This is a genomic window from Mesorhizobium captivum (assembly GCF_033977165.1).
In the GTDB taxonomy this organism is placed as follows: Bacteria; Pseudomonadota; Alphaproteobacteria; order Rhizobiales; family Rhizobiaceae; genus Mesorhizobium; species Mesorhizobium captivum.
This window is the reverse complement of the sequence record NZ_JAVIJB010000046.1, coordinates 1-23,956: the sequence shown is the minus strand read 5'-3', so window position 1 is coordinate 23,956 and position 23,956 is coordinate 1. Positions and strand designations below refer to the sequence as shown.

22 protein-coding genes are annotated in these 23,956 nt (G+C 64.6%); 17 read left to right on the top strand and 5 right to left on the bottom strand.

The window, feature by feature from the left end:
• Positions 1-135: 135 nt before the first annotated feature.
• Complete coding sequence (locus RFM40_RS28220) at positions 136-603, bottom strand: GNAT family N-acetyltransferase (protein ID WP_320229773.1); 468 nt, start codon at positions 601-603, stop codon at positions 136-138.
• Positions 604-1,015: 412 nt separating this feature from the next.
• Here RFM40_RS28220 and RFM40_RS28215 point away from each other — a divergent pair, with 412 nt between their 5' ends.
• On the top strand, positions 1,016-1,990 hold the full coding sequence (locus RFM40_RS28215; RefSeq protein WP_320278639.1) for a YeiH family protein: 975 nt from the start codon (positions 1,016-1,018) through the stop codon (positions 1,988-1,990).
• Here RFM40_RS28215 and RFM40_RS28210 read toward each other — a convergent pair.
• The gene (locus tag RFM40_RS28210) at positions 1,987-2,484 is read right to left on the bottom strand and encodes a GAF domain-containing protein (RefSeq protein WP_320229771.1); all 498 of its coding nucleotides are present in this window, start codon (positions 2,482-2,484) and stop codon (positions 1,987-1,989) included. The two genes, RFM40_RS28215 and RFM40_RS28210, sit on opposite strands and share 4 nt — an antisense overlap.
• Positions 2,485-2,575: 91 nt before the next feature.
• Here RFM40_RS28210 and RFM40_RS28205 point away from each other — a divergent pair, with 91 nt between their 5' ends.
• From RFM40_RS28205 to RFM40_RS28180, 6 genes are all read left to right on the top strand, one after another.
• On the top strand, positions 2,576-2,989 hold the full coding sequence (locus RFM40_RS28205) for an NUDIX hydrolase (RefSeq protein ID WP_320229770.1): 414 nt from the start codon (positions 2,576-2,578) through the stop codon (positions 2,987-2,989).
• Positions 2,986-3,963, top strand: a complete 978-nt coding sequence (locus tag RFM40_RS28200) for a GlxA family transcriptional regulator (RefSeq protein WP_320229769.1) — start codon at positions 2,986-2,988, stop codon at positions 3,961-3,963. The genes RFM40_RS28205 and RFM40_RS28200 overlap by 4 nt, the downstream gene beginning before the upstream one ends.
• 321 nt (positions 3,964-4,284) lie before the next feature.
• Positions 4,285-5,583: a M24 family metallopeptidase gene (locus tag RFM40_RS28195; RefSeq protein WP_320229767.1), complete on the top strand. Its 1,299-nt coding sequence runs from the start codon at positions 4,285-4,287 to the stop codon at positions 5,581-5,583.
• Positions 5,584-5,609: 26 nt separating this feature from the next.
• A complete protein-coding gene (locus tag RFM40_RS28190) occupies positions 5,610-6,287 on the top strand; it encodes an isochorismatase family protein (RefSeq protein ID WP_320229766.1) in 678 nt (225 codons plus the stop codon).
• Positions 6,288-6,292: 5 nt separating this feature from the next.
• Positions 6,293-7,351 carry an alpha/beta hydrolase gene (locus RFM40_RS28185; RefSeq protein WP_320278638.1) on the top strand — a complete coding sequence of 353 codons (1,059 nt, stop codon included), beginning with the start codon at positions 6,293-6,295 and terminating at the stop codon, positions 7,349-7,351.
• 246 nt (positions 7,352-7,597) lie between these two features.
• Positions 7,598-9,238 (top strand): ABC transporter substrate-binding protein, encoded by a 1,641-nt coding sequence (locus RFM40_RS28180; protein ID WP_320278637.1) that lies wholly within the window; start codon positions 7,598-7,600, stop codon positions 9,236-9,238.
• Positions 9,239-9,304: 66 nt separating this feature from the next.
• Here the strand turns inward: RFM40_RS28180 and RFM40_RS28175 are convergent, their stop codons facing one another.
• Entirely contained in the window at positions 9,305-10,387 is a 1,083-nt protein-coding gene (locus RFM40_RS28175) for a LacI family DNA-binding transcriptional regulator (protein WP_320278636.1), read from the bottom strand.
• Positions 10,388-10,581: 194 nt separating this feature from the next.
• On the opposite strand from RFM40_RS28175, the gene RFM40_RS28170 reads away from it, so the two are divergent.
• The 3 genes from RFM40_RS28170 (at position 10,582) to RFM40_RS28160 (ending at position 14,238) form a co-directional block, all read left to right on the top strand.
• Entirely contained in the window at positions 10,582-11,418 is an 837-nt protein-coding gene (locus tag RFM40_RS28170; protein ID WP_320229761.1) for an ABC transporter substrate-binding protein, read from the top strand.
• A gap of 99 nt (positions 11,419-11,517) precedes the next feature.
• Complete coding sequence (locus RFM40_RS28165; protein WP_320278635.1) at positions 11,518-13,041, top strand: amino acid ABC transporter permease/ATP-binding protein; 1,524 nt, start codon at positions 11,518-11,520, stop codon at positions 13,039-13,041.
• 72 nt (positions 13,042-13,113) lie between these two features.
• Positions 13,114-14,238, top strand: a complete 1,125-nt coding sequence (locus RFM40_RS28160; protein ID WP_320278634.1) for an NAD(P)/FAD-dependent oxidoreductase — start codon at positions 13,114-13,116, stop codon at positions 14,236-14,238.
• Between the two features lie 343 nt (positions 14,239-14,581).
• Here RFM40_RS28160 and RFM40_RS28155 read toward each other — a convergent pair whose 3' ends face one another.
• Entirely contained in the window at positions 14,582-15,373 is a 792-nt protein-coding gene (locus RFM40_RS28155) for a DUF7847 domain-containing protein (protein WP_320278633.1), read from the bottom strand.
• 147 nt (positions 15,374-15,520) lie between these two features.
• Between RFM40_RS28155 and RFM40_RS28150 the strand changes: the two genes are divergently transcribed.
• The 6 genes from RFM40_RS28150 to RFM40_RS28125 are packed head-to-tail and all read left to right on the top strand — an operon-like array spanning position 15,521 to position 21,468.
• Complete coding sequence (locus RFM40_RS28150; RefSeq protein ID WP_320278632.1) at positions 15,521-16,147, top strand: DUF4129 domain-containing protein; 627 nt, start codon at positions 15,521-15,523, stop codon at positions 16,145-16,147.
• Positions 16,144-17,358, top strand: a complete 1,215-nt coding sequence (locus tag RFM40_RS28145) for a DUF4350 domain-containing protein (protein ID WP_320278631.1) — start codon at positions 16,144-16,146, stop codon at positions 17,356-17,358. The genes RFM40_RS28150 and RFM40_RS28145 overlap by 4 nt, the downstream gene beginning before the upstream one ends.
• Positions 17,345-18,301, top strand: a complete 957-nt coding sequence (locus RFM40_RS28140; protein ID WP_320278630.1) for an AAA family ATPase — start codon at positions 17,345-17,347, stop codon at positions 18,299-18,301. The genes RFM40_RS28145 and RFM40_RS28140 overlap by 14 nt, the downstream gene beginning before the upstream one ends.
• Positions 18,298-19,602: a DUF58 domain-containing protein gene (locus RFM40_RS28135; RefSeq protein ID WP_320278629.1), complete on the top strand. Its 1,305-nt coding sequence runs from the start codon at positions 18,298-18,300 to the stop codon at positions 19,600-19,602. Before RFM40_RS28140 ends, RFM40_RS28135 begins: the two co-directional genes overlap by 4 nt.
• Complete coding sequence (locus RFM40_RS28130; RefSeq protein WP_320278628.1) at positions 19,599-20,618, top strand: stage II sporulation protein M; 1,020 nt, start codon at positions 19,599-19,601, stop codon at positions 20,616-20,618. The genes RFM40_RS28135 and RFM40_RS28130 overlap by 4 nt, the downstream gene beginning before the upstream one ends.
• Positions 20,605-21,468 carry an RDD family protein gene (locus RFM40_RS28125; protein ID WP_320278627.1) on the top strand — a complete coding sequence of 288 codons (864 nt, stop codon included), beginning with the start codon at positions 20,605-20,607 and terminating at the stop codon, positions 21,466-21,468. Before RFM40_RS28130 ends, RFM40_RS28125 begins: the two co-directional genes overlap by 14 nt.
• A 445-nt stretch (positions 21,469-21,913) precedes the next feature.
• On the opposite strand, the gene RFM40_RS28120 is transcribed toward RFM40_RS28125, so the two are convergent.
• Positions 21,914-22,600 carry a D-lyxose/D-mannose family sugar isomerase gene (locus tag RFM40_RS28120; RefSeq protein ID WP_320278626.1) on the bottom strand — a complete coding sequence of 229 codons (687 nt, stop codon included), beginning with the start codon at positions 22,598-22,600 and terminating at the stop codon, positions 21,914-21,916.
• A gap of 212 nt (positions 22,601-22,812) precedes the next feature.
• Here RFM40_RS28120 and RFM40_RS28115 point away from each other — a divergent pair, with 212 nt between their 5' ends.
• Complete coding sequence (locus RFM40_RS28115; RefSeq protein ID WP_320229059.1) at positions 22,813-23,871, top strand: D-TA family PLP-dependent enzyme; 1,059 nt, start codon at positions 22,813-22,815, stop codon at positions 23,869-23,871.
• The last annotated feature ends 85 nt before the right edge of the window (positions 23,872-23,956 follow it).

The window sequence follows — 23,956 nt, the reverse complement described above, 5'->3', positions numbered from 1 at the left end:
TTCGGGAAAACGACATCCATGAAGACAAGACCTAAGGCGCGTCGCGATCTTTCAGATTCGCTCCGTGCGCTTTAGGTTTTTGATTTTACGCATGTCTTTGTCCCGAAACCGGTCCCACTTTCGGGAGACATGCTTTTAAGGCGCCAACCGCTTGCTCATATAGACCGTTGTCCCGTTCATGAACGGTTCTTCGCGATCGATCGTGTAACCGTGCTTGCGATAGAGCAGCACATTGGCTTCAAAGGCGCCATTGGTCAGCAGCCGAAGTTCCCTGCGGCCGGCTTCAACGGCCTTGCGCTCGGCGCTGTCGAGCAGCTTCCGCCCGATCCCCCTGCCCTGCGCTTCCGGCGCCACGGCGACATTCTCGATCCAGATGTGGTCGTCATGCACCATGGTTTCGATCAGGCCGACGATGCGGCCGCCCTCGATGGCAAGCTCGAACTGGTGTTCGTCCAGCGCCTTGTCGTAGTCGGCGCGCATCGGCAAGGGCTCGCGGCCAATCACCAGCACCCATTTGGTGTAGGCCGCCCGCACGATGATCTTGATGGCGGCGGCATCCGCCGGGCCAGCCGGCCGAAACTCGATGGAAGAAAGGACAGTCATTCAGACGCTCCAAATGCAAAAAACCCGCCGATCGTTTCGATGGGCGGGGCTGGTGATGGACGAACCGGTTTTGCTTGCTAGCCGGCCTTTGTCTTAACGCAATCAGCTTGCCGCGCCTTCGAACGGCGGCGTCGCTGCGGGTTTGCGGGAAAGGCGGTCATGGCGCGAAGCTGGACCAGGAGCCGCGACGCTGTCAAGCCGGTCGGCGAGCCGTCGCCCTATCGGCACATCGTTCGGAAAAATCGATCATTACAACTCGAATAATTTATTGGAAAGATTGGTTCTGGAATGCCATTTCCCCGGACAACATATCCGGAGAATTGCATTGTCTTTCCTGCCCGCTGCCGCGAACGATCTTCCACACGGCCTGAATTCAGCCGATTCCGGAAGCAAGGGCCCGGCTCTCACTTCGATGCGGGCCGGTGCTGTGCCGGGAATCGTGCTGGTGGCGATGATCACCTGCGTCGCCTATTCGGCGCGCAATCTCTCCGGCCTCACGCTGTTCAGCCCGATGATCCTCGCCGTCGTCGCTGGCATGGTCTATTCCAAAGTTCTCGGTACGCCCGCCCATGCCAAGGGCGGCATCGCGTTCGCGCAGCGCCGGCTGCTGCGCTTCGCCATCGTGCTGCTCGGCTTCCAGCTCACGCTTGGCCAGGTGGCGGGCATCGGCCTTGACGGTGTCGGCATCGTTGCCGCCACGCTTGGCGCGACCTTCCTGTTCACCGTCACGCTTGGCCGGCTGATCGGCGTCGACGCCAAGCTGGCGCAGCTGATCGCGGCCGGCACCTCGATCTGCGGCGCCTCGGCCATCGTCGCCACCAACATCGTCACCGATGCTCGCGACGAAGACGTCACCTACGCCGTCGCCGCGATCACACTGTTTGGAACGGTCGCCATGCTCGGCTTCCCGCTGCTGGCGCCTCTGTTCGGCCTCGACCAGCACGCGTTCGGCCTGTGGGCCGGGGCCTCGATCCATGAGGTGGCGCAGGTGATCGGCGCCGGCTTCCAGAATGGCGCCCAGGCCGGCGAGACCGCGACCGTCGCCAAGCTGACGCGCGTCGCCATGCTGGCGCCGATGGTGATCGCGCTTGGCCTGATGGCGCGCCGCGGCAGCACTGATTCTTCCGCCGCCAAGCCGCCGATGCCGTGGTTCGTGGTAGCCTTCGTCGCGGTGGTGGCGCTGAACAGCCTGGTGACGGTGCCGACGCAAGTTCATTCGGCGGTTGCTCTTTCCGCACAGATCATGCTGACCATGGGGCTCGCCGCCATGGGCCTTCAGGCCGACATCTCGGAGCTGCGCTCACGCGGCCTGCGCCCGCTGATGCTGGCCTTGTCGGCCTTCATCTTCATCACGGGCTTCAGCCTGACACTGGTGAAGCTCGCCTAATCCTCGAAAGAACTCGCCGCGACATAGATCGCGGCCAGCTTCTCGATGCCGGCCTGGTCTTCCTTGTCGAAGCGGCTGGGCAGCGGGCTGTCGAGATCGAGCACGCCGAACACGCCGTCGGCGTCGCGCAGCAGCACGACCAGTTCCGAACGCGAGTCGGCATCGCAGGCGATGTGGCCGGGAAAATCGTGCACGTCCTTGATCAGCATCGACATGCCGAGATCGACCGCCGTGCCGCAGACGCCCTTGCCGACCGCGATGCGCACGCAGGCCGGCTTGCCCTGGAAGGGTCCGAGCACCAGCTCTTCGTCGGACTGCAGGAAATAGAAGCCGGCCCAGTTGAGGTCGGGCACCATCTGGTAGATCAGCGCCGAAGTGTTGGCGGCGTTGGCGATGGAATCGCCCTCGCCTTCCAGCAGCGCTTTCAGTTGCACAGCCAACTCATCGTAGAAGGCCGGCTTCTTGCTCGTGTCGATAGCGGTTGCCGCAAACATCCTGGTTGCTTCTCCGTTGCAAGGGCGCGGATACGCCCGCTACAGTCCTGCCCTCTCTGCCACCAAAGCCGCCGTCGGGAAACAGCCTATCGTGACTTCCAGCCATGCCAAGACGATTCGGATCGCCGCCGCCGTGATCCGGGATGACAGCGGCAAGCTGCTTCTGGTGCGCAAGCGCGGCACCAGCACCTTCATGCAGGCCGGCGGCAAGATCGAGCCGGGCGAGGCGCCCGCTACCGCACTTGCGCGCGAATTGCGGGAGGAATTAGGCATCGTCGTCGATCCGGCTGCGGCCTTCCATCTCGGCTGCTTTTCGGCGCCCGCCGCCCACGAGCCGGATGCCCGCGTCGAGGCCGAACTGTTCGAACTGTCGATCGCGGGCAAGCCGATGCCGGCAGCCGAGATCGAGGAAATGATCTGGCTGAGCCCGGAGCTGGCAAGCGACATGGAGCTCGCGCCGCTCACCGCCGACATCGTTCTGCCCCGCTACGGCCGCCAGTCATGACTGCGCAGAACCAGGCAAAACCGTCGGCGAGCGAAGCGCCCGTCACCTTCGCGGTGCTGGTCTTTCCCGGCTTTCCGATGATGGCGTTTTCTTCCGTCATCGAGCCACTGCGCGGCGCCAACATTCTTGCCAGGCGCGAATGCTACCGCTGGGTGATCGTCGGCGCTGATCCTGGCACCGTCGAGGCATCGAACGGCGTCGTCATCCAGCCCGGCTTTTCCGCGGCGGGCGCGCCGAAGGTCGACCGCATCGTCGTCTGCTCGGGTGGCGACGCCGACCATGTCGTGGCCGACGAGGCGATGAGCTGGATCAGGAAAAGCCTGCGCGGCGGCGCGCATATCGGCGCCGTGGCGGACGCGGCGTTCTTCCTCGCCCGCGCGGGCCTGCTCGACGGGCACGCCTGCACCTTGCACTGGACCAGCCAGGCCGCCTTCACCGAGGCGTTCCCGGACATCGAGCTCAGGCGCGACCTCTTCGTCATCGACCGCAAGCGTTTCACCTCCGCCGGCGGCGTCGGCAGCCTCGACATGATGCTGGAGATCATCACGCGCGATTACGGCGCCGAGCTCGCCGCCGGTGTCGCCGAATGGTTCGTGCACTCTCCCTTGCGGTCGAGCGTCGACCGCAAGCTGATGCCGCTGCGTCTGCGCACCGGCGTCCAGAACGAGCTGGTGCTGTCGGCCATCGCCATCATGGAGGACGCGGTGGAGGAAAGGCTCAGCATGGCCGACCTCGCCGAGCGGCTGGGCGTGTCGTCCGACAAGCTCGAGCGAAATTTCCGCGCCGAGCTGGGCATTTCTCCCAACGGTTACTACCGGCGGCTCAGACTGAAGCGCGCCGCCGACCTGTTGGCGCATTCGACGCTGATGGTGCGCGACGTGGCGCTGGCCTGCGGATTTGCTTCGATGTCGAGCTTTGCGCGGGCCTTTCGCGAGGAGCATGGGCAGGCGCCCAAGGCGATGCGGCGGCATTAAGGTGCTGTGCGCGCTGGCGCGGTGAGACGTCGGCGGGACAGCGCCCCTCTCTGTCCTCCCGGACATCTCCCCCACTTGGGCGGAGATTGGCAGCTTCAGCGCCGGCTCTCCCTTTCGGCGTTGGAGATTGGCGAAGCCCTGCGTGACATCCGATCCCCCCTTGTGGGGGAGATGTCCGGCAGGACTGAGGGGGGCGCGAAGGATCGCGGCGTTTCTCGTTTTCCCGCCGCCACCTCTGCGGCATCCGGCACGACATTTGCGGAATGCCGCACAAGCTCTGCATCCTGCACGGCTATGTTCGCCAAGAACAGGAGGCCGCCCATGAGCATCGTCGTATTCGACCCCGACAGCACCGAGGATGTGGACTTCAAGGACCGCATGCGCCATCCGGCCGCGGCCGATCCCGCCGGCGGCATGTGGCTTTCCGACACCGAGCCGTCCTTCATCAACGCGGACGCGCTGCGCAAGGGGCGGCTGGCAAAACTGCGAGCCTGGATGCGCGAGGCGGGCTATGGCGGCGTCGTTTTGTTCGATCCATACAACCAGCGCTACGCCACCGGCTCGCGCAACATGTTCGGCTATTTCCTGCGCAATTCGACCCGCTACTTCTTCATCCCGACCGAAGGGCCGATCGTGCTGTTCGAATATCCGCAGAGCTACCATGTCTCGATGGTGCTCGACACGATCGACGAGGCGCGGCCGTCGAAGCTCGTCTGGTCATCCGTCTCCGGCCGCGACGACGAGACCGCCGGGCCGTTCGCGGACGAGATCACCGAGCTTTTGAAGAAGCATGGCGGCGGCTCGATGAAGCTCGGCCTCGACCGCTGCAGCCATCTGCAGGCGCTGGCGCTGGAAAAGCGCGGCTGCGAGGTGAAGGACTGCCAGGGCGAGATCCTGGCGGTGCGCGCTGTGAAGACGTCGGAGGAGGTAAAGTGCCTGCAGGCCTCGATGGCGGGCGCTGAAGCCGCGGTGGCTGCCGTGCGCGAGGCGATCAAGCCCGGCGTTTCCGAAAACGAGCTGTTCGCCATCATGTATCACGAGGTGATCCGCCAGGGCGGCGAGTTCATCGAGACCCGGCTGCTCACCTCCGGACAGCGCACCAACCCATGGTTCAACGAGGCGAGCGGCCGCAAGATCAGGCCGGGCGAGCTGGTCGCGCTCGATACCGACACGATCGGCTGCTACGGCTATTATTCCGACTTCTCCCGCACCTTCCGCTGCGGCCCGGGCAAGCCGACGCCTTACCAGAAGTCGCTCTACCGCATGGCGCACGACCAGGTGCAGCACAACATCGGGGTCGTGAAGCCCGGCATGGCGTTCCGCGAGATCGCCGAGAAGGCGTGGAAGATTCCGGATCGCTTCGTCGACCAGCGCTACACCTCGGTCATGCACGGCGTCGGCATGCATGGCGAGACGCCGTTCATCGCGCATGCGATGGATTACGAGACCTATGGCCGCGACGGCATCATCGTGCCCGGCATGGTGGTCAGTGTCGAAAGCTATATCGGCGAGAAGGGCGGCCGCGAGGGCGTCAAGCTGGAGGACGAGATCCTGATCACCGAGACGGGGACGGAGCTGCTCTCGCGCTTCCCGTATGAAGACGAATTTCTTGACAAGTAGCGCCGACGCATCGACAGCACATTCGCATGAAAACGCCCATTTCCATTCGGCGCGGCACGGTGGCCGCGGTGTTCATCGATCTCCAGGAGGAGCACCGCAAAGACAAGCGCTATCTGGTCGAAGACTTCGACAGCATTCTCGCCAACGTCCAGCGGCTGCAAGACGCGGCGCGGCGCAATTTCGTGCCGCTCCACCATTGGGCCTATATCGTCGACCTGGCCGAAGCGCGGCCTTTCCATCCAGTGGATGACAGCGGCAAATCGGCCTTCTCCGACAAGGACGATCCGCTGACGGCGATCTGCCATGAGGTCGCGCCGCAAGACGATGAAACGATGCTGATCAAGCAGGAAGCCAGCGCCTTCGGCAAGAACGACTTCGCCGACAAGCTCAAGGCAGCCGGCATCGAATGGCTGGTGATTGCAGGGGTCTGGACCGAAGCCTGCATCGACGCCACGGTGAAGGACGCGGTGGCGCGCGGTTTTCGCGTTCTGCTGGTCAAGGACGCCTGCGGCAGTGCCAGTGCAGCCATGCACCAGACCGGCATTCTCAACATGGCCAACCGGCTCTATGGCGGCGCCGTCACCAACACGCTCGACGCCTGCCGGCTGATGGCTGGCGACACGGTGAGCGTCTGGCAAGTCGAGGGCTCGGTGCCGCTGCGCTTCACCTTCGAGAACGCGGCCCGGCTCTACGCCGAGCTCTGACGGCGATGGCCAACGACCGCTCCGATCCGGCAGGGCGCGGCAAATATGCCGCCCTGCTCGATCCGGAACTCTGGGACTACATCGACAAGGTCAACAGCTGGTACCCGCCGGAGATCGTGGCTGCACCCATTGCCGAGCAGCGCGCGGTCTATGACAAAATGTGCGTGGCGTTCCACCAGGGACATCCCGAAGGCGTGGCGACCGGTGACGGTCTCGTCGCCACGGCTGCGCATGCGGTCCCGGTGCGGCGCTACCGCATGGCGGCAAAGGCGGCATCAGCGATCGTCGTCTACTATCACGGCGGCGGCTTCGTGCTCGGCGACCTCGACAGCCATGACGACATCTGTGCCGAGATCTGCGCCGGCACCGGCTTCGAGGTGGTCTCGGCAGACTACCGGCTGGCGCCGGAGCATCTGCACCCGGCCTCCTTCGACGATGCGTTGGCGGTGTTCGAGTGGGTCGCGGCGACGAGCAAGCTGCCGATCGTGCTGTGCGGCGAGAGCGCCGGCGGCAATCTCGCCTCGGCGGTAGCGCAGACGACGCGGCATCATCCAAGGCATGCCATCGGCCAGGTGCTGATCTATCCCAGTCTGGGCGGCGACGAGACCGGGCGGTCCTATATCGAACACGCCGAGGCGCCGTTGCTGACGCTCGCCGATATCGACTTCTACCGCCGCGTCCGCTCGGCGCCCGGGCAGTCACCCGACGACCCGACGTTTTCGCCGCTCAGGGATCGCGATTTCTCCGGCCTGCCGCCGACGGTCATCGTCACCGCCGAATGCGATCCGCTGTCGTCTGACGGCGAGAACTATCGCGACCGCATCCTCGCCGCCGGCGGCCGCGCCTGGTGGCGCGAGGAGCCGCGCCTGGTGCACAGTTTTCTACGAGCAAGGCCGATGGTGCCGCGATCTGCGGAGGCGTTTGCGAGGATTATTGGCGACATCGCCAGGCTGGGTGCCGGCGATGAGGCGCTAATCTCCCCCCAAGTGGGGGAGATGGCCGGCAGGCCAGAGGGGGCGCGAAGGATCGCGACCCTTCGGCTTCCTAACATTCAGTTCCTGTGAAGGCAGCTCCAATCAGCTGAGACGCTGGCGGGACAGCGCCCCCCCTCTGCCCTGCCGGGCATCTTCCCCCACAAGGGGGGAGATTGGCTGTACGCACGTCATGCGGAACAGCGCACAAGAACTGCGGAAAACCAAACATTTCGTTGCGGAAAGCGGACCTATCATTCCTGGAAGGCAACGGCGCCCCGGCGGTCGCATCCGCCCTGTATCTGGCGACACCGCGCGCCCAACCAAGAGGGAACGACGATGAAATTCATGCTGACCGACAGAAAACTGCACCCGCGGGCCAAGCCAACCGCCGACGAATTCAAGACAGGCGCGATCAGCCGGCGCGAATATCTGGCGCTGATGGCTGGCTTGGGCGTCAGCGCCGCCGGCGCCTTGGCCTTGGGCGGACTTACCCCCTCGCCCGCCCGCGCCGAGGAGCCGAAGCGCGGCGGCGTGCTGCGCGTCGCCATGAACGTCAAGGGTTTCAAGGATCCTCGCACCTTCGACGGCGTCGAGATGTCGAATGTCGCGCGCCAATGCAACGAATATCTGGTGCGCTGGAAAACCGACTTCAGCTTCGAGCCATGGCTGCTCGAAAGCTGGGAAACCAGCGACGACGCCAGGACGATCACGCTTCATGTGCGCAAGGGCGTCACCTGGTCGAACGGCGATACTTTCAATGCCGACGACGTGATCCACAATCTCAACCGCTGGTGCGATGCTTCGGCCGCCGGCAATTCGGTCGCCGCGCGCATGGGCGCGCTGGTCAATGCCGACACCAAGAAGCCGGTCGACGGCGGCATCCAGAAGGTCGACGACCACACCGTCAAGCTCAACCTGCCCAAGCCCGACATCTCGCTGATAGCCGGCATGGCCGACTATCCGGCGCTGATCATGCACCGCTCCTATGAGGGCGACGCCGACCCGAAGAAGGCTTTGGCTATCACCACCGGCCCGTGCGAGTTGGTGAGTTGGGATGCCGAGACGGGCGCCGAGGTGAAGCGCAAGGAGAAGCCGTGGTGGAAGGGCGACTTCTATCTCGACGGCATCAAATGGGTCGATTACGGCTCCGACCCCAACGCCATGCTGTCGGCCTTCGAATCCGGCGAGATCGACACCGACCACGAGACCGCTTCGGACGCGGTGTCGCAGACCGAGCAGATGGGCCTGCAGAACTCCGAGATCGCCACCGGCTCGACCATCGTCGCGCGCTTCAATGTCGGCAATGAGCCCTATGACGACGTCAAGGTACGCCGCGCCGCCCAGCTTGCCGTCGACAATGCGGCCGTGCTGAAGCTCGGCCTCGACGGCAGGGGCAAGCCCGCCGACAATCACCATGTCGGCCCGATGCATCCGGAATTCGCCGATATCGGACCGGCCAAGCGCGATGTCGATCAAGCCAAGAAGCTGCTCTCCGAATCCGGCAAGGCCGACCACGAATACGAGCTGATCTCGGTCGATATCGAATGGCAGAAGAGCACCGCCGACGCCATCGCCGCCCAGATCCGCGAGGCTGGCCTCAAGATCAAGCGCACCGTGCTGCCGGCCGCGACCTTCTGGAACGACTGGAGCAAGTTCCCCTATTCCTGCACCGAATGGCTCGGCCGACCGCTCGGCGTCCAGGTGCTGGCGCTCGCCTATAAATCGGGCGCCGCCTGGAACGAAAGCGCCTATTCGAACAAGGAGTTCGACGAACTTCTCGACAAGGCGCTGGCGACGCCCGACGCGGCGGCGCGCAAGGAGATCATGGCCAAGATCGAGCAGAATTTGCGCGACTCCGGCGTCATCATCCAGCCCTACTGGCGCTCGGTCTACCGCACCTACCGCAAGGGCGTGCACGGCTGCGTGCAGCACCAGGCGCTCGAGCAGCATTTCGAGACGGTCTGGCTGGAGTCCTGATCCTGCCAGGGACTCGCTCGGCCGGCGTGGCTCAGCAGAGCCGCGCCGGCCGGTTTGCATCTGCTTTCATGAGTAAGATCGATCGCCCGATTGGCTCGGGCGACTGCCTACCGACATCCGTTCGATGATCGTCGTCGGCAGGACGATCCTCTCGGGCGGCCGATCATCGCCCTTCAGGCGGCGGATCAAGAGCTCCGCCACGGATTTCCCCAATGCATAAACCGGCTGGTCGATGACGGTGATCGGCGGCGTCGTCACACTTGTCCAGTCGGCGTCGTGGAAGGTGATCAGCGATATGTCGCTCGGAATGCTGAGCCCGCATTCGCGGATCGCCTTGAACAGATCGAGCGCCACGACGCTGTCGGACGCAAGGATCGCCGTCGGCCGTCCCGCATTCCGGAGCAGACGTTGCAGCACGGCGTGCGCGCTGTCCGATCGCCCGCTGCCGAAATGAATGTTGCGCTCCGCCCCCTCTATGCCGGCTTCGCGGCAGGCTTCGAGGAAGCCCAGGATACGCTCCCGCACAGTGGAGGTGTTGATCCTCGACTCGGCGCCGCGAAAATCTCCCGACAGCACCGCGGCGGTGACATAGGCGATCCTGCGGTGCCCCGTTTGCGTCAACATGCGCGTGGCACGTAGCGCGGCATTGCGGTCATCGACCGTTACCGTGTCGACGTCGAGTTCCGGCAATGCCCGGTCGAGCAGTGCCAACGGGCAGGTGATCTCCTTAAGGTGAGCGATATCTCCAGACTGGGCGGGCGTCACGATCAGGCCGTCGACCTGCTTTGCCAACAGAACGCGTATCGCGCTCTTCTCGGCCTCGACCTCCTCGCCAGAATTGGCCAGGATGACGTTGATGCCCGACAGGCGCGCGACGTCGCTTATGCCGCGCACCGCAAGCGAGAAGAACGGGTTCTCGATGTCGCCGACGACGACGCCGATGCTGCCCGACCGGCCGGTGGTCATGCTGCGCGCCAGCTCATTCGGCCGGTAGTCGAGCGCCTTCGCCGCTTCGAGCACGGCGGCGCGCACCGTCTTGCTTACCCGGCCGTAGCCGCCAAGCACCCGCGCGGCGGTCGCCTTCGAAACCTTCGCCTCGCGTGCGACATCGCTGACGGTGACGGAGGGGGCCTTGGGTGGGCGCTTCATTGTGGAAAAGTCGCTTTCAAATTCGTTTGACGGATCGTCGTTCCTGTGCCTACAAATGTCAAGAGACCGGTCTCACCCCTATTTGAGACCGGTCTCACAAGAAAAAGAACGCCCGGAGGCGTCGGATCGCAGGCCGTGTCGAAATTGTTCGCTGCGCCGCGCGCACGAACTGATCTTCAGAGTGGAGAACAGCCATGAACATCAGAGGTCTTTTCACATCGAGCCGGCGGCAGCGCATCGGCTCTTTCGTCTTCGCAGTCGCGCTTGCCGCCCTGTCGCTGCCCAAGGCCTGGGCGGCGGACAATCCGTACAATCTTATCGATCCCACGGTGATCAGCGTCGGCACGATGGGCGATGCCAAGCCCTATGCCTTCACCACGGCGGACGGCAAGTTCACCGGCTTCGACCTCGAATTCTTCCAGAACGTGGTGGGCCGGATGGGCTTCAAGCCGGATCAGGTGACATTCACCGGCCAGGAATTCTCGGCGCTGATGCCCTCGGTCGCCAACCAGCGCTTCGACGTCGCGGTCGCGGCAATAGGAACGACGGAGCAGCGCAAGAAGGCGGTCGATTTCTCCGATGGCTATCTCGCCGGCTACCTGTCGGTGCTGACGTCCGATCCCAAGATCACCTCGCCGGAGGGTCTCGCCGGCAAGCGCCTCGGCGTCGTCCAGGGCACGCTGCAGGAGATCTATGCCAGCAAGAACTTCAAGAACACCGACCTGGTGAAGTTCCCGGACAACAACTCGGCAATAGCCGCGCTCAACAACGGCACGGTCGACGGGCACTTCCTCGACTATGAGGCGGCAAAACAATATGGCGAGCGCTATCCGGCCCTGAAGATCGCCATCAACATCCCGTCCTTCGACGCTCCCGCGGGCTTCGTCGTGCGCAAGGGCAATGACGCCTTCCGCGAAGCGCTCAACAAGGGCATTCACGAAGCCATGCAGGACGGCACCTGGCGGGACCTTTACCAGAAATGGTTCCCCGGATCGCCGATGCCGGAGCAATATCTCCCCAAGAAGAACTGAGCCGCGCTTGGCCGCCGGCGCGAATGCCGGCGGCCCCTTTCGGCAGGCCATGAGCGATCGCGCGCGGCGATCGCGCCGCCGTGCAAAGCAGGTTGACGGATGGATTGGTTAGAAAATCTTCAGCGCAGTTTCTTCGACTGGGACGCGATGGCCTCGGTGCTGCCGGCGCTGCTTGCGGTCGGGCTGAAGAACACCCTGATCCTTGCCGCGGCATCGACGGTGCTCGGCATCCTTATCGGCATGGTGCTTGCCGTGATGGGCATCTCACGCTCCGCCTGGCTGCGCGTCCCAGCGCGCGTCTATACCGACATTTTTCGCGGGCTGCCGGCGATCCTCACCATTCTTCTGATCGGGCAAGGCTTTGCCCGCATCGGCCGAGAGATTTTCGGGCCCTCTCCTTACCCGCTCGGGATCGTGGCGCTCAGCCTGATTGCCGGCGCCTATATCGGCGAGATTTTCCGCTCGGGCATCCAGAGCGTCGAAAGCGGTCAGATGGAAGCCTGCCGCGCGCTCAGCATGAGCTATGGCCAGGGCATGCGGCTGATCGTGATCCCGCAGGGTGTGCGCCGCGTGCTGCCCGCGCTGGTCAACCAGTTCATCGGCAACGTCAAGGATTCCAGCCTTGTCTACTTCCTCGGCCTGCTCGCCTCCGAGCGCGAGATATTCCGCATTGGCCAGGACCAGGCGGTGGTCACCGGCAATCTGTCGCCGCTTCTCTTGGCCGGCATGTTCTATCTCATCATCACTGTGCCGCTGACCCACGTCGTCAACTACATCGACAACCGCCTGCGGCTCGGCAAGCAGAAGCCTGGCGGTGTCGTCAGCGGCCTCGTCGAGGTCGGCGAGTTGAAGGACACGGTGGGCAAGCCCCGTCACGAGGTGGCACAGCCCGCCATCAAGGCCGGCAGCCTCGAAGTGCGCGATCTCGACATGGCCTATGGCGAGTTGCAGGTGCTGAGAAAGATCCGGCTCAAGGTCGAGCCGGGAACGGTCACTTGCGTCATCGGCCCCTCGGGCTCCGGCAAATCGACGCTGCTGCGCTGCCTCAACAGGCTAGTCGAACCCAAGGCCGGCGACGTGCTGCTCGATGGCGAAAGCATCCTGGCGATCAAGCCGGAAACGCTGCGCCGGCGCGTCGGCATGGTCTTCCAGCATTTCAACCTGTTCCCCAACCACACGGCGATCGAGAACGTTATGCTGGCGCTCACCAAGATCAAAGGCATGGCGGGAAGCAAGGCACGGCGCCTGGCCGAAGCGCGCCTCTATGAGGTGGGCCTTGCCGCGCGCGCGGACTACCGGCCGAGCCGCCTGTCGGGCGGCCAGCAGCAGCGCGTGGCAATCGCCCGCGCGCTGGCCATGGACCCCGAGGTCATCCTGTTCGACGAGGTGACGAGCGCGCTCGATCCCGAACTCGTCAAGGGCGTGCTCAACCTGATGGCCGATCTCGGCCGGCGCGGTATGACGATGATTGTCGTCACCCATGAGATGGGCTTTGCCCGCAAGGTGGCGGATCAGGTCGCCTTCATGGACGAGGGCCGCATCGTCGAGGTCGGCCCGCCGGTGGAAATCTTCGACAGGCCGAAGAGTCCCCGGCTCAAGCAATTCCTCGCCGAGGTGCTGTGAACGATTCTTGCCGCGCCGGCCGGGCCCGGCGCCCCCGTAAAACCAACCGTCAGACCATCGAAAGCTGCATCCATGACCGAAAAATCCGCCCTCAAGGTCGCCGTCATCGGCGGCGGCATCTTCGGCGTTTCCACGGCCGTCCATCTCGCCCGGCTGGGTGCAGAGACGACCATCGTCAATGACGGCCCGGTCGCCAACGGCGCGTCGTCGCGCTCGCTCGCCTGGCTCAACTCGGCGCGAAAGCGGTCGGTGGCCTACCACAAACTCCGCATGCAGGGTATCGAGCGCTACAGGGCATTTGCGACAAAGCACGACTGCGGCGCCTGGCTGCGCCTTGATGGCGGGCTCACCTGGGACGCGGACGACGCTTCCAACCAGATCAAGGAAATCTTCCGTCACGAACAGGTGATCGGCTATGAGACGCGACTGGTCGCGCCGGGCGATATCGCCGCCGTCACGCCGGGCGTCGACGCCGGCGCCGTGTCACCGCAGGGTGCGATCTTCAATGCCGGCGAAGGCTGGGTCGACCTGCCTTCGCTCATCGCCCTGCTGCTAGGCGAATTCCGCGACCGGGGCGGCCGCGTTCTCGCCGACGCCGGCTCCGCCGACGTCACCCTCGCCAATGGCCGCGTTAGTGGCGTGAAGACGGCCTCCGGCCAGACAGTCGATTGCGATGCTGTTGTCGTCGCGACGGGCCCAGCCGTCCCTGGCATGGCGGCCAAGGTCGGCAAGCGCATCGGCGACGGCACGACGCGCGCGCTGCTCGTCTTCAGCAAACCGGTCCCGCATCCGCTGCGCGCCGTGCTCAACACGCCGCGCGTCGCCATCCGACCGACGCCGAACGGCGCCTTCGCGCTCGACTCGGCCTGGTCCGAGGATGAAGTCATCGTGCACGACGACGGCACTTACGAGGCAAAGCCGTCAACGATCGCCGGGCTGCTCGAGGAAGCCTCGAAAGTGCTTGAAGGCAACCCGACGCTGGCGCTGGAAAGTCATCACATGGGGCCGAAGCCAATTCCGGCGGACGGCGAGCCGGTGATCGGAAAGCTGACCGGCATTCCCGGCTATCACGTCGTTTTCAGCCACAGCGGCGCGACGCTTGGCCTCGTCGCGGGCGAATTGCTGGCCGGCGAGATCGTCAGCGGCACGCCCAGCCCGTTGCTTGAACCGTTTCGTCCGGCCCGGTTCGACGGCTGAGAAGCGTTTGCGCCACGCCACGCGCTGGCCGCACTTCTCCTCGGCCAGGGCCACGCAGCGGAAGCCTGTCGCGACGACCTTGGCCTCAGCGGCGCAGTCCAGCACTGCGCGGAGCACCCGGACAATGTCTGGGCGCTGCACGGGCTGGTCGAATGCCTGAAGCGGCGCGGCGAGAGCGAGAAACTGCCCGGCCTCGAGGCGAAACTTGCCACAGCACTTGGCAGGGTGGATGTGCCGATCACCTCGTCCTGCCTATGCCGCACGAGCGTGCGATCAAGGCACTGCTGCTATTACTGACTCAGCTGGCCGCCGCCCTCATCGGAGGACGGCGGTGATCGCTTCGCTACGAGAAAATCTCCGCCAGTTCGTCGACACTGGTGCCTTCCTTGACCTGGCGCAGTTCGACATAGCTGACGGCTGTCGCCGTGGACATAACCGTCGACATCACCGCGGAAACCACGGCGCCGACTACGGAACCGATAATGCCGGTGCCAAAGAGGTAGACGAAGGTGCCAAGAACCGCCTGGATGACCATTGCCAGTATGAAAAGGATGACGAACAGGCCGAAGAGAGACCAACGGTTGCCCTTGGCCAGCGCCCGGCTGCGCGACATCGAGCCGAAAACGCCGCGACGCTCCTGCACCAGAACCGGCACCGATACCGACCAGCCAAGCCACAGGATGATGCCGGGCACCAGCAGCGCCAAGGAGGCGATGCCCGTGCCGAGGGCGACCAAAATTCCGATGCCGATCGTGGGCAAAAGGCACTGAAGGGCAATCTGAATGCTGTCGCCGAAGCCGGGCTTCTTGCCGTTCAGGTCTTCGATCGTTGCCCTGACCAGGGCCGACTGCAGCAGTAGCGATAGAAGGAAATAAACAAGACCAAAGGCAAAGGTGAAGAGTGAATCCCGGATCACCACATTCGGGTCGGCCAGCGCGAGGTTGGACGTATCGACGCCTGCCAACTTACTCATCCGAGCTTCATTCCAGAGCTGAAAAAGAAATGTCGGCAGCCCCGAAAAGAGCAGGGCCAATCCAACGCAAAGCCCGATGTTGCGCGTAATCACACCGAAAGTGGTGTTGAACACCCTGCCGATCTCGAATCTGCCGGGTCGTCCCAATGTCGCAGTGGTCATGATAGTTTCCCCCGAGCCGCCGCATCCAATTCGGCGACTTCAAAGTAAATTTGCCAAGATTGATGGGCCGCGTCCAGTGCACTTGCAATTGTCTAGGCATATTGCCAGTGTCGGAGCCGAACCGCAGGTTGCAGGGGGAACGCGCGGGTGACAGAGCCGGGCACGGCCGACGCCGAATGGCTGGCCAAGATGCACAAGCAGCTTTTGGCGGACGATTCCATCCAGTTCGACCTGCCGGCGCTGGTGCGGCCGGAGCCGCCGGAATGGCTGAAGCCTTTGCTGGAAGCCCTGGCGAAGATCGGCCCTTACATGATCTATCTGTTCTGGGGCGCGGTGATCACCGGCGTCGCGATCATCGTGTTCCTGCTCATCCTCGAAGCAAAGGGTGTCGCCTGGCGGCTGCCGTGGCGGCGCGCCCGCAAGGAGGCGGAGGCGAAGGAGGAATGGCGCCCGGATGCGGGTACGGCGCAGATCCTGCTCTCCGAGGCCGACGCGCTCGCTGCGCGCGGCGAGTATGACGAGGCGGTGCATCTTCTTTTACGCCGCAGCGTCGCCGCCATCGCCACCCGCCTGCCCGATTTCCTGCGCCCATCGCTCACCGCGCGCGACATCGCCGCCGCGAGCTCGATCCCCACCCGCCCCCGCACGGCCTTCAGCGAGATCGCGCGCATCGTCGAGGCCGCGCTGTTTGCCCGCCGGCCGGTCGGCGCCGAGGGCTGGCAGCAGGCGCGCGGCGCCTATGAACGCTTCGCCTTTCGGGACGCCTGGGCATGAGCGCGGAGGCGGCCGAGACAGAAGAGGCGCCGTTCAGCCGCAGGACGTTGTTCTGGGGCATCTTCGCTAGCCTGCTGGCGGCTGCCGGGTTCTTCCTGCTCTCGACCTACGCCCCCGACTTCCGCGAGCCGGAGGGCGGCACCACGCCCCTTTCCAAGGGCGGCACCGGCTATGCCGGACTAGTCGAATGGCTGAAGCTCACCAACGGGCAGGCGCCACCGATGGCGCGCGGCGAGAAGGACCTGGAATCCGCTTTGGCGTCCACCTTCCTGCTGATCGTCACCATCGCGCCGGGAAGCGACCCGGCAGCACTCCAGCGCATCGTCAAGCTCCGCTCGGGCAAGGACACGCTGTTCGTGCTGCCCAAATGGCAAACCATGCCATTGCTGGGCAATGACGGCTGGGAGACAAAGGTCGAGCGGCTGCCCACCACGGTGGTCAACGATTGGCTCGGCCGGCTCGCCAAGGCGAAGCTTGGCGACGGCAAGCCAACGGTCGATCGGATCGACGTTCAAGGCCGCAAGATCGCCATGCCCGAAGAGCTGCAATGGGTGGCCGACGACCACCCTCTGATCTCGGCGGGTGACGGCAAGGCCATTCTGACCGAGCTCGACAACGAGCCCTTCTACATCCTGACCGATCCCGATCTCATCAACAACGCGGCGCTGAAGGATCCGCAAAAAGCCGCCGCGGCCCTCGACATGATCGCCATGCTGGAGCCTGCGAAAGGCGCGGTGATGTTCGACCTGACGCTGCACGGCATCGGCCAGAATTACGATCTCGCCAAGCTCTTGGTCGAGCCGCCCTTTCTGGCGCTGACGCTGTCGGTGCTGGTAGCCGCGGCGCTCGCCTTCCTGCATGGGCTTGGCCGGTTCGGCCCGCCGCGAACCGAAGGCCGCGCCATCGCCTTCGGCAAGCGGGCGCTGGTCGACACCACGGCGATGCTGCTGAAGCGCGCCGGCCGGCTGCAAGAACTTGGCGACCGTTACGCGGCGCTGATGCGCCAACGCGCCGCCGCGCTGCTTGGCGCGCCGCATGGGCTGCAGGGCGAGGCGCTCGACCGCTGGCTGGATTCCCGCGACAAAAGTGAAGCGAACGGCTTCACCGCGCGGTTCAAGGCCGCGAACGATTCCAATACTTTGGCCGGAATGCATGAAGCAGCGGAAAAGCTGCATGACTGGACGGCAAGGAGGCTTGGTGAACGTCGATGAAGTGAAGGCCCTGGCGAGCGCGATCAGGGAAGAAGTGGCGAAAGCGATCACCGGTCAGCGCGACACGGTCGATCTGATGCTGACGGCCCTGTTTGCCGGCGGGCATATTTTGCTCGAAGGCCCGCCAGGCACGGCCAAGACCATGACCGCGCGCTGCTTCGCGCAGGCGCTCGGTGTCGCCTATGGGCGCATCCAGTTCACGCCCGACCTGATGCCCGGCGATATCGTCGGCTCCAACATCTACAACTTCCAGAGCGGCCAGTTCACGCTGACGCGCGGCCCGATCTTCTGCGACCTCTTGCTCGCCGACGAGATCAACCGCACGCCGCCGAAGACGCAGGCCGCACTGCTGGAAGCCATGCAGGAGCACGCCGTCACCTTCGACGGCACGACGCATTCGCTCGGCAAGAACTTCATGGTGGTGGCGACGCAGAACCCGATCGAGCATCAGGGCGTCTATCCGCTCCCCGAGGCGCAGCTCGACCGCTTCCTGTTCAAGCACCGGGTGAGCTACCCCGATGCGCAGGAAGAACGCGCCATCATCATCCATCACGGCGGCGGCTCGGCCTCGCACAATATCGAGCAATACGGCATCACGGCGCAGACCGATCGCAAGACGCTTGAAGCCGCGCTGGCCACGGTCGGCGGCGTCATGCTGGTCGAGGATGTCGTCGGCTATATCGCGGCGCTCGTGCGCGGCACGCGTGAAAGCCCGGATCTGGAAGTGGGCGCGAGTCCCCGCGCGGGTGCCATGCTGGCCAGGGCGGCGCGTGCCCGGGCCGCGCTCGACGGCCGCAACTATGTCATCCCCGACGACGTCAAGGCGCTAGCCGTGCCGGCGCTGCGCCACCGCGTCATCCTCTCGCCGGCGGCGCAGATCGACGGACGGCTGGTCGAGCAGATCGTTTCCGACCTCGTCGACCAGACGGAAGCACCGCGTTGATCTATCCAAGCGGCAGAGCGGTGTGGGCAGCGGCGGCGGGGGCGATCCCCGCCTTCCTGATCGCGCTCGCGCTGCCGCATGTCTGGTACCTCGGGCTGTTGTGGATCTGCGCGCTGCTTGCCTTCCTGGCGGTCGACGCGGCGGCCGGGCGCGGGCGCGCCTCGCTCGGCGCCACGCTGACCGCGCCGCCGCAGGTCGGCGTCGGCGGGCGTTTCACGCTTCATATCGCGGCTGGGCTCGGCGCAAGGCCGCGCCGCCTGCAGGCGCGCGTCGGGCACGATCAGCGGCTGGCGCCTGTCAACGGCACGGGCGGCGCGCTGCCCGCGAATGGCGGCACGCTCGATCTCGAATTCGACGCCATCCGGCGCGGCATTGCCAGCTTCGATCGGCTGTGGCTGCGCTGGCAGGGACCGTTCGGGCTGGTCTGGAACCAGGTCGTGCTGCCGATGGACCGCAAGATTGCGGTGCTGCCCGATGTCAGCCGCGCGCGCGACGAGGCGATCACGCTGCTGCAGCGCTCGGCCCTTGCCGACGGCCATGCGCAGAAGCGCGCCGGCCAGGGCCGCGAGTTCGAGGCGCTCAAGGACTATCAGCCCGGCATGGGCCGGCGCATGATCGACTGGAAGCGCAGCGCCCGCCACGGCAAGCTTTTGGCCCGCGAGTTCCGCATCGAGGAGAACAACAACATCGTGCTTGCCATCGATAGTGGCCGCCTGATGTGCGAACCGGTCGAAGGCGTGCCGAAAGTCGACCGCGCGGTGACGGCCGCACTTCTGTCCGCCTTCATTGCGCTGAAAGGCGGCGACCTCGTCAGCCTGTTCTCCTTTGACGCCAGGCCGCGCGTGTCGAGCGGCGCGGTGCGCGGCTCGCCGAGCTTCACCATGATCCAGAAGCGTGCGGCCGAGATCGACTATTCGACCGAGGAGACCAATTTCACGCTGGCGCTGACCACGCTTGCGGCGAAGCTCGACCGGCGCTCATTGGTTATCATCTTCACCGATTTCGTCGATCCGATCAGCGCCGAATTGATGATGCGCACCGTCGGCCGGCTGACCGAGCGGCATCTGGTGCTGTTCATGCTGATGAAGGACGTCGAGTTGGAGACGCTGGCCGACATGGCGCCGGCGATCCCGGAAGACGTGGCTCGCGCGGTGACCGCGGGCGACTTGCTCAGGCAGCGGCAGGTGGTGATCGGGCGCCTCAGGCTGCTCGGCGCGCATGTCATCGAGGCCGACCACCAGCGGCTCGGCCCGGCGCTGGTCGAGCGCTATATCCAGCTCAAGGAGGAGAACCTGTTATGACGCTGCCCGCCGGCACCGATGCCGTGCGCCAGTCGCTGGCGAGCTTCCGCCAGGAACGCGAGGCCGATTGGAAGGCGTTCGAGGCGCTGCTTGCCCGCGTCGAGAAACGCGCGCCGCGCGCTCTGTCGGAAGACGAGCTCTTATCGCTGCCTCTACTCTACCGCTCGGCGCTGTCCTCGCTCTCGGTGGCGCGCGCGACCTCGCTCGACAGCGCGCTGATCGCCTATCTCGAAGCGCTTTGCCTGCGCGGCTATTTCTATCTCTACGGCGCGCGCCGATCGTTGAGAACGCGCATCGGCGACTTCTTCCTGCGCGACTGGCCGGCGGCGATCCGCGACCTGTGGCGCGAAGTGTGGACGTCGGTCGCCCTCACGGTGATCGGCGCCATCGCCGGCTACTGGCTGGTCGCCTCCGACAAGCGCTGGTACGACGCCATCATCGCGCCGAGTCTCGCCGGCGGGCGCAATCCGGATTCATCGGCCGAGATGCTGCGCAGCGTGCTTTACGGCGATGGCGGCGGCCATTTCCTCTCGGGCTTCGCCGCCTATCTCTTCACCCACAACACGCAAGTGTCGATCCTCGCCTTCGCGCTCGGCTTCGCCTTCGCCGTGCCCAGCGTGCTGATCATCCTGATGAATGGTTGCATGCTGGGCGCCCTGTTTCAGGTCTACGCGGCCAAGGGTCTCGGCTTCGCGCTCGGCGGCTGGCTGTCGATCCACGGCACGACGGAGCTGTTCGCGATCGCCATCGCTGGCGCGGCCGGCATGCGCATCGGCACCAAAATCGCCTTTCCCGGCGAACTGACCCGCATGGCGGCGGCCGCCCGGGCCGGGCGCGTGGCGGCGACCGCCATGGTCGGCGTCGCGGTGATGCTGCTGTTCGCCGGCCTGCTCGAAGGCATAGGCCGGCAGACGATCACCGGCGACGTCGCCCGCTATTCGATCGGCGGCGGCATGCTGGCGCTCTGGATCTCTTATTTCTACCTGTTCCGGACGGTGCGGCATGGCAACGGCTAGGAACCCTGCCGCGCTCGTGCGTCCTCTGGTCACGCCGGAGGGCGTGGACCTGCGCGTGAAGCTGGCGGATGCCGGCACGCGGGCTTCGGGATTCCTGCTCGACGTGGTGATCGTCGTCACCGCCGCGGTCGTGGTCAGCCTCGTCGCGATCTTCGGCCTGGGCGGACTTGGCGTCCAGGAAGCGGAGCCGCTCTTCATCGTCTGGATCATCTTCATCTTCCTGCTGCGCAACGTCTATTTCATCGCCTTCGAGGCGGGACGGCGGGCGGCGACGCCCGGCAAGCGCCTGGTCGGTGTCCGCGTCGCTTCGCGAAGCGGCGCCGGTCTCACGCTCGACCAGGTCATCGCGCGCAACCTGATGCGCGAGATCGAGGTGTTCCTGCCGCTGTCGATCCTGGCCGCGCGCGGCGGCGCCGGCGTCGCCGACACGCTGTCGACGATCTTCGGCCTGGTGTGGGCGCTGCTCTTCTCGCTGTTTCCGCTGTTCAACCGCGATCGGCTAAGGATCGGCGACCTGCTTGCGGGAACCTGGGTGGTCGAAGCGCCGAAAGTGGCGCTGGTCGAGGATCTTTCGCTGCGCAAGGATCCGGTCGCGGCCCGCTTCCAGTTCAGCGCGGCACAGCTCGACGCCTACGGCATCGCCGAGCTGCACAAGCTCGAGGAAGTGCTGCGCCGCGACGACTATTTCGCGATGAAAGCGGTGGCGGAAACGATCGGCCGCAAGATCGGCGCCAAGGTCGAACCGGTCGATTCAAAGGCCTTTCTCACGGCCTACTATGGCGAACTCAGAGCGCATCTGGAGCGCAAGCTGCTGCTCGGGAATCGCAAGGCGGATAAGTATGCGCGGTAGGCGCTATTCTTTCTATAGCTACGACGTTAGGAATAAAAACAGACAAATTAAGAGAATGCCCATTGTTTGCATAAATCGGACCATCAATGCCTGGCCTTCAGCGAGTTTGCCTCTAAATCCTCTTTCATGATCGTCGTACTTTATATATCCATACATCATAACTACTGATACAATTATTAGAAAACCTCCTCTCATAACGTGACCGCTAGAAAAATACCCTTTTCCATATAATGTTACCCATCCCCCGATCCCGTTAATGATTAATATTGAAACGACGAACACGAATAGCAAAGTAAAGGCGAATAATGCCTTTATACTTCGTTGCAGACTGCTTCCCTCGTTCGTCATTACACGATCACGATCTGCTGCCTAGACCCTCGGCAACCAACGTCCCACTGACACCAAGCTCGACTTCCAGTGAATGCAGCTTTCGCCGAAGCTCGCCCTAGCCCACCCACTTTTCGTAGTCGGACACCAGCAGGTGCACCGGCGCCACATCCTCGTCGATGTTGGAGAAGCGGCCGATCGGCTCGCGGAAGACGTTGTCGGTGAGATCGTCATTGACCGTCGAGACCTCGCCGATCAGCACGTCCTTGCCCTCGGCCCAGAAGGCGTGCCAGACGCCGGGCAGCAGCGTGACGCTCTGGCCGGGGTCGAGCTTCAGGAGTCCGCCCGCCGGCAACCTGGTGATGGTGCCGTCGACCGGCACCGATACTTCGGCCTTCGGATCGATGCCTCCGTCGCGGTCGTGCATGAACAGTTCCAGCACCAGCTTGCCGCCGCCGCGGTTGATGATGTCCTCGGCCTTGATGTTGTGGCGGTGCATCGGCGAGAGCTGGTCCTTGCGCGAGATCATGATCTTCTCGGCATAGAGCATGCCCATGCCGAGCTTCATGTCCTCGTAGCGGCCGTTGCGGACGGTGAACAGGAACAGGCCAAGCTCATCAAACTTCTCCTGGCCGTAATCGGTGATGTCCCAGCCGAGGCGCGAGGTGAAGATGGCCGAAGAGTCGCCCTTGTGAGCCTTCATCTTTTCCGGCGACCAGTAGGCGAAGGGCGGCATGATGTAACCGAAGGAGCGGATGAAAGCGTCGGCCTCGCGGATGATGTCGTTGATTTTGGAGCGCTTCATGGTCCTGTTTCCTTCCGGCCGCTGCCTGCTGAAATCTGCCAATCCGAATAGCCCAATGCCGTTCCGCTGTCGACGCAAACTGACGGCTCTGGCCCGGTGACATCCGGCCGGATCAGGCCCATAACCTCCACCGGTCTTTTGATTTTTTGTGCATGTCTTTGTCCCGAAACCGGTTCCCACTTTCGGGAGACATGCTTTGAACGGTGATCTTCATGGCAAGCATAGACGACCTCGACACGCCGGCGATTTTGATCGATGCGGCCCGCGCCGAAGCCAACATCAAAAAGGCGCAGGCGCATGCCGATCGCCATGGGCTGAAGCTCAGGCCGCACATCAAGACGCACAAGCTGCCTTACTGGGCGAAGAAGCAGGTCGCGGCCGGCGCGATCGGCATCACCTGCCAGAAGATCGGCGAGGCCGAGGTGATGGCCGATGCCGGGCTGACCGACATTTTTCTGCCCTACAACATCCTTGGCCGCGCCAAGCTGGAGCGGCTGAAGGCGCTGCACGGCCGCGTCACGCTGTCGGTCACGGCGGACAGCCATGAGACGCTGGAAGGGCTTGCCGCTACGTTCACCGATGCCGGGCACCCGCTGCAGGTGCTGGTCGAGTGCGACACCGGCATGGGCCGCTGCGGCGTGCAGAGCCCGGCCGAGGCGATTGCGCTCGCAAAGGTGATCGATCAGGCCAAGGGTCTCGCCTTCGGCGGGCTGATGACCTATCCGGCCGCCGGCCGCGCCGCCGAAGCGGAGGCCTGGCTGATAAACGCCCGCGAGACGCTTGCCGCGACAGGACTGGAATGCCAACGCATCTCAAGCGGCGGCACGCCGGATATGTGGCGCTCAGGCGAAGACAGCGTCGTCACCGAGTATCGGCCCGGCACGTACATCTATCTCGACCGCTACCAAGTCGCCAAAGGCGTCGGCACTCTCGACGATTGCGCGCTGACGGTGCTCGCCACCGTGGTCAGCCACCCGACGCCGACCCGCGCCATTCTCGACAGCGGCAGCAAGGCGCTATCCTCGGATACACTCGGGCTCTCCGATTTCGGCGAGCTGCTCGGCATGCCCGGCGCCCGCGTCACCGGCCTCAGCGAAGAGCATGGCAATGTCACGCTCGCGGAAGGCGCCAAGCTTCGCATCGGCGAGCGTGTGCGGGTCGTGCCCGACCATTGCTGCGTGGTGACGAATTTGTTCGACCAGGTGCATCTCATCGACGGGGAAAGGGTGCTGGAAACACTGCCGGTGACGGCGCGGGGGCGGATGGGGTGAACGGGTTTGAAGCGCCTTCCCTTCTCCCCTTTGTTTGGACCGGGGACATCGCGAACAGGTGTGCGAGGACATCGCGAACAGTTTT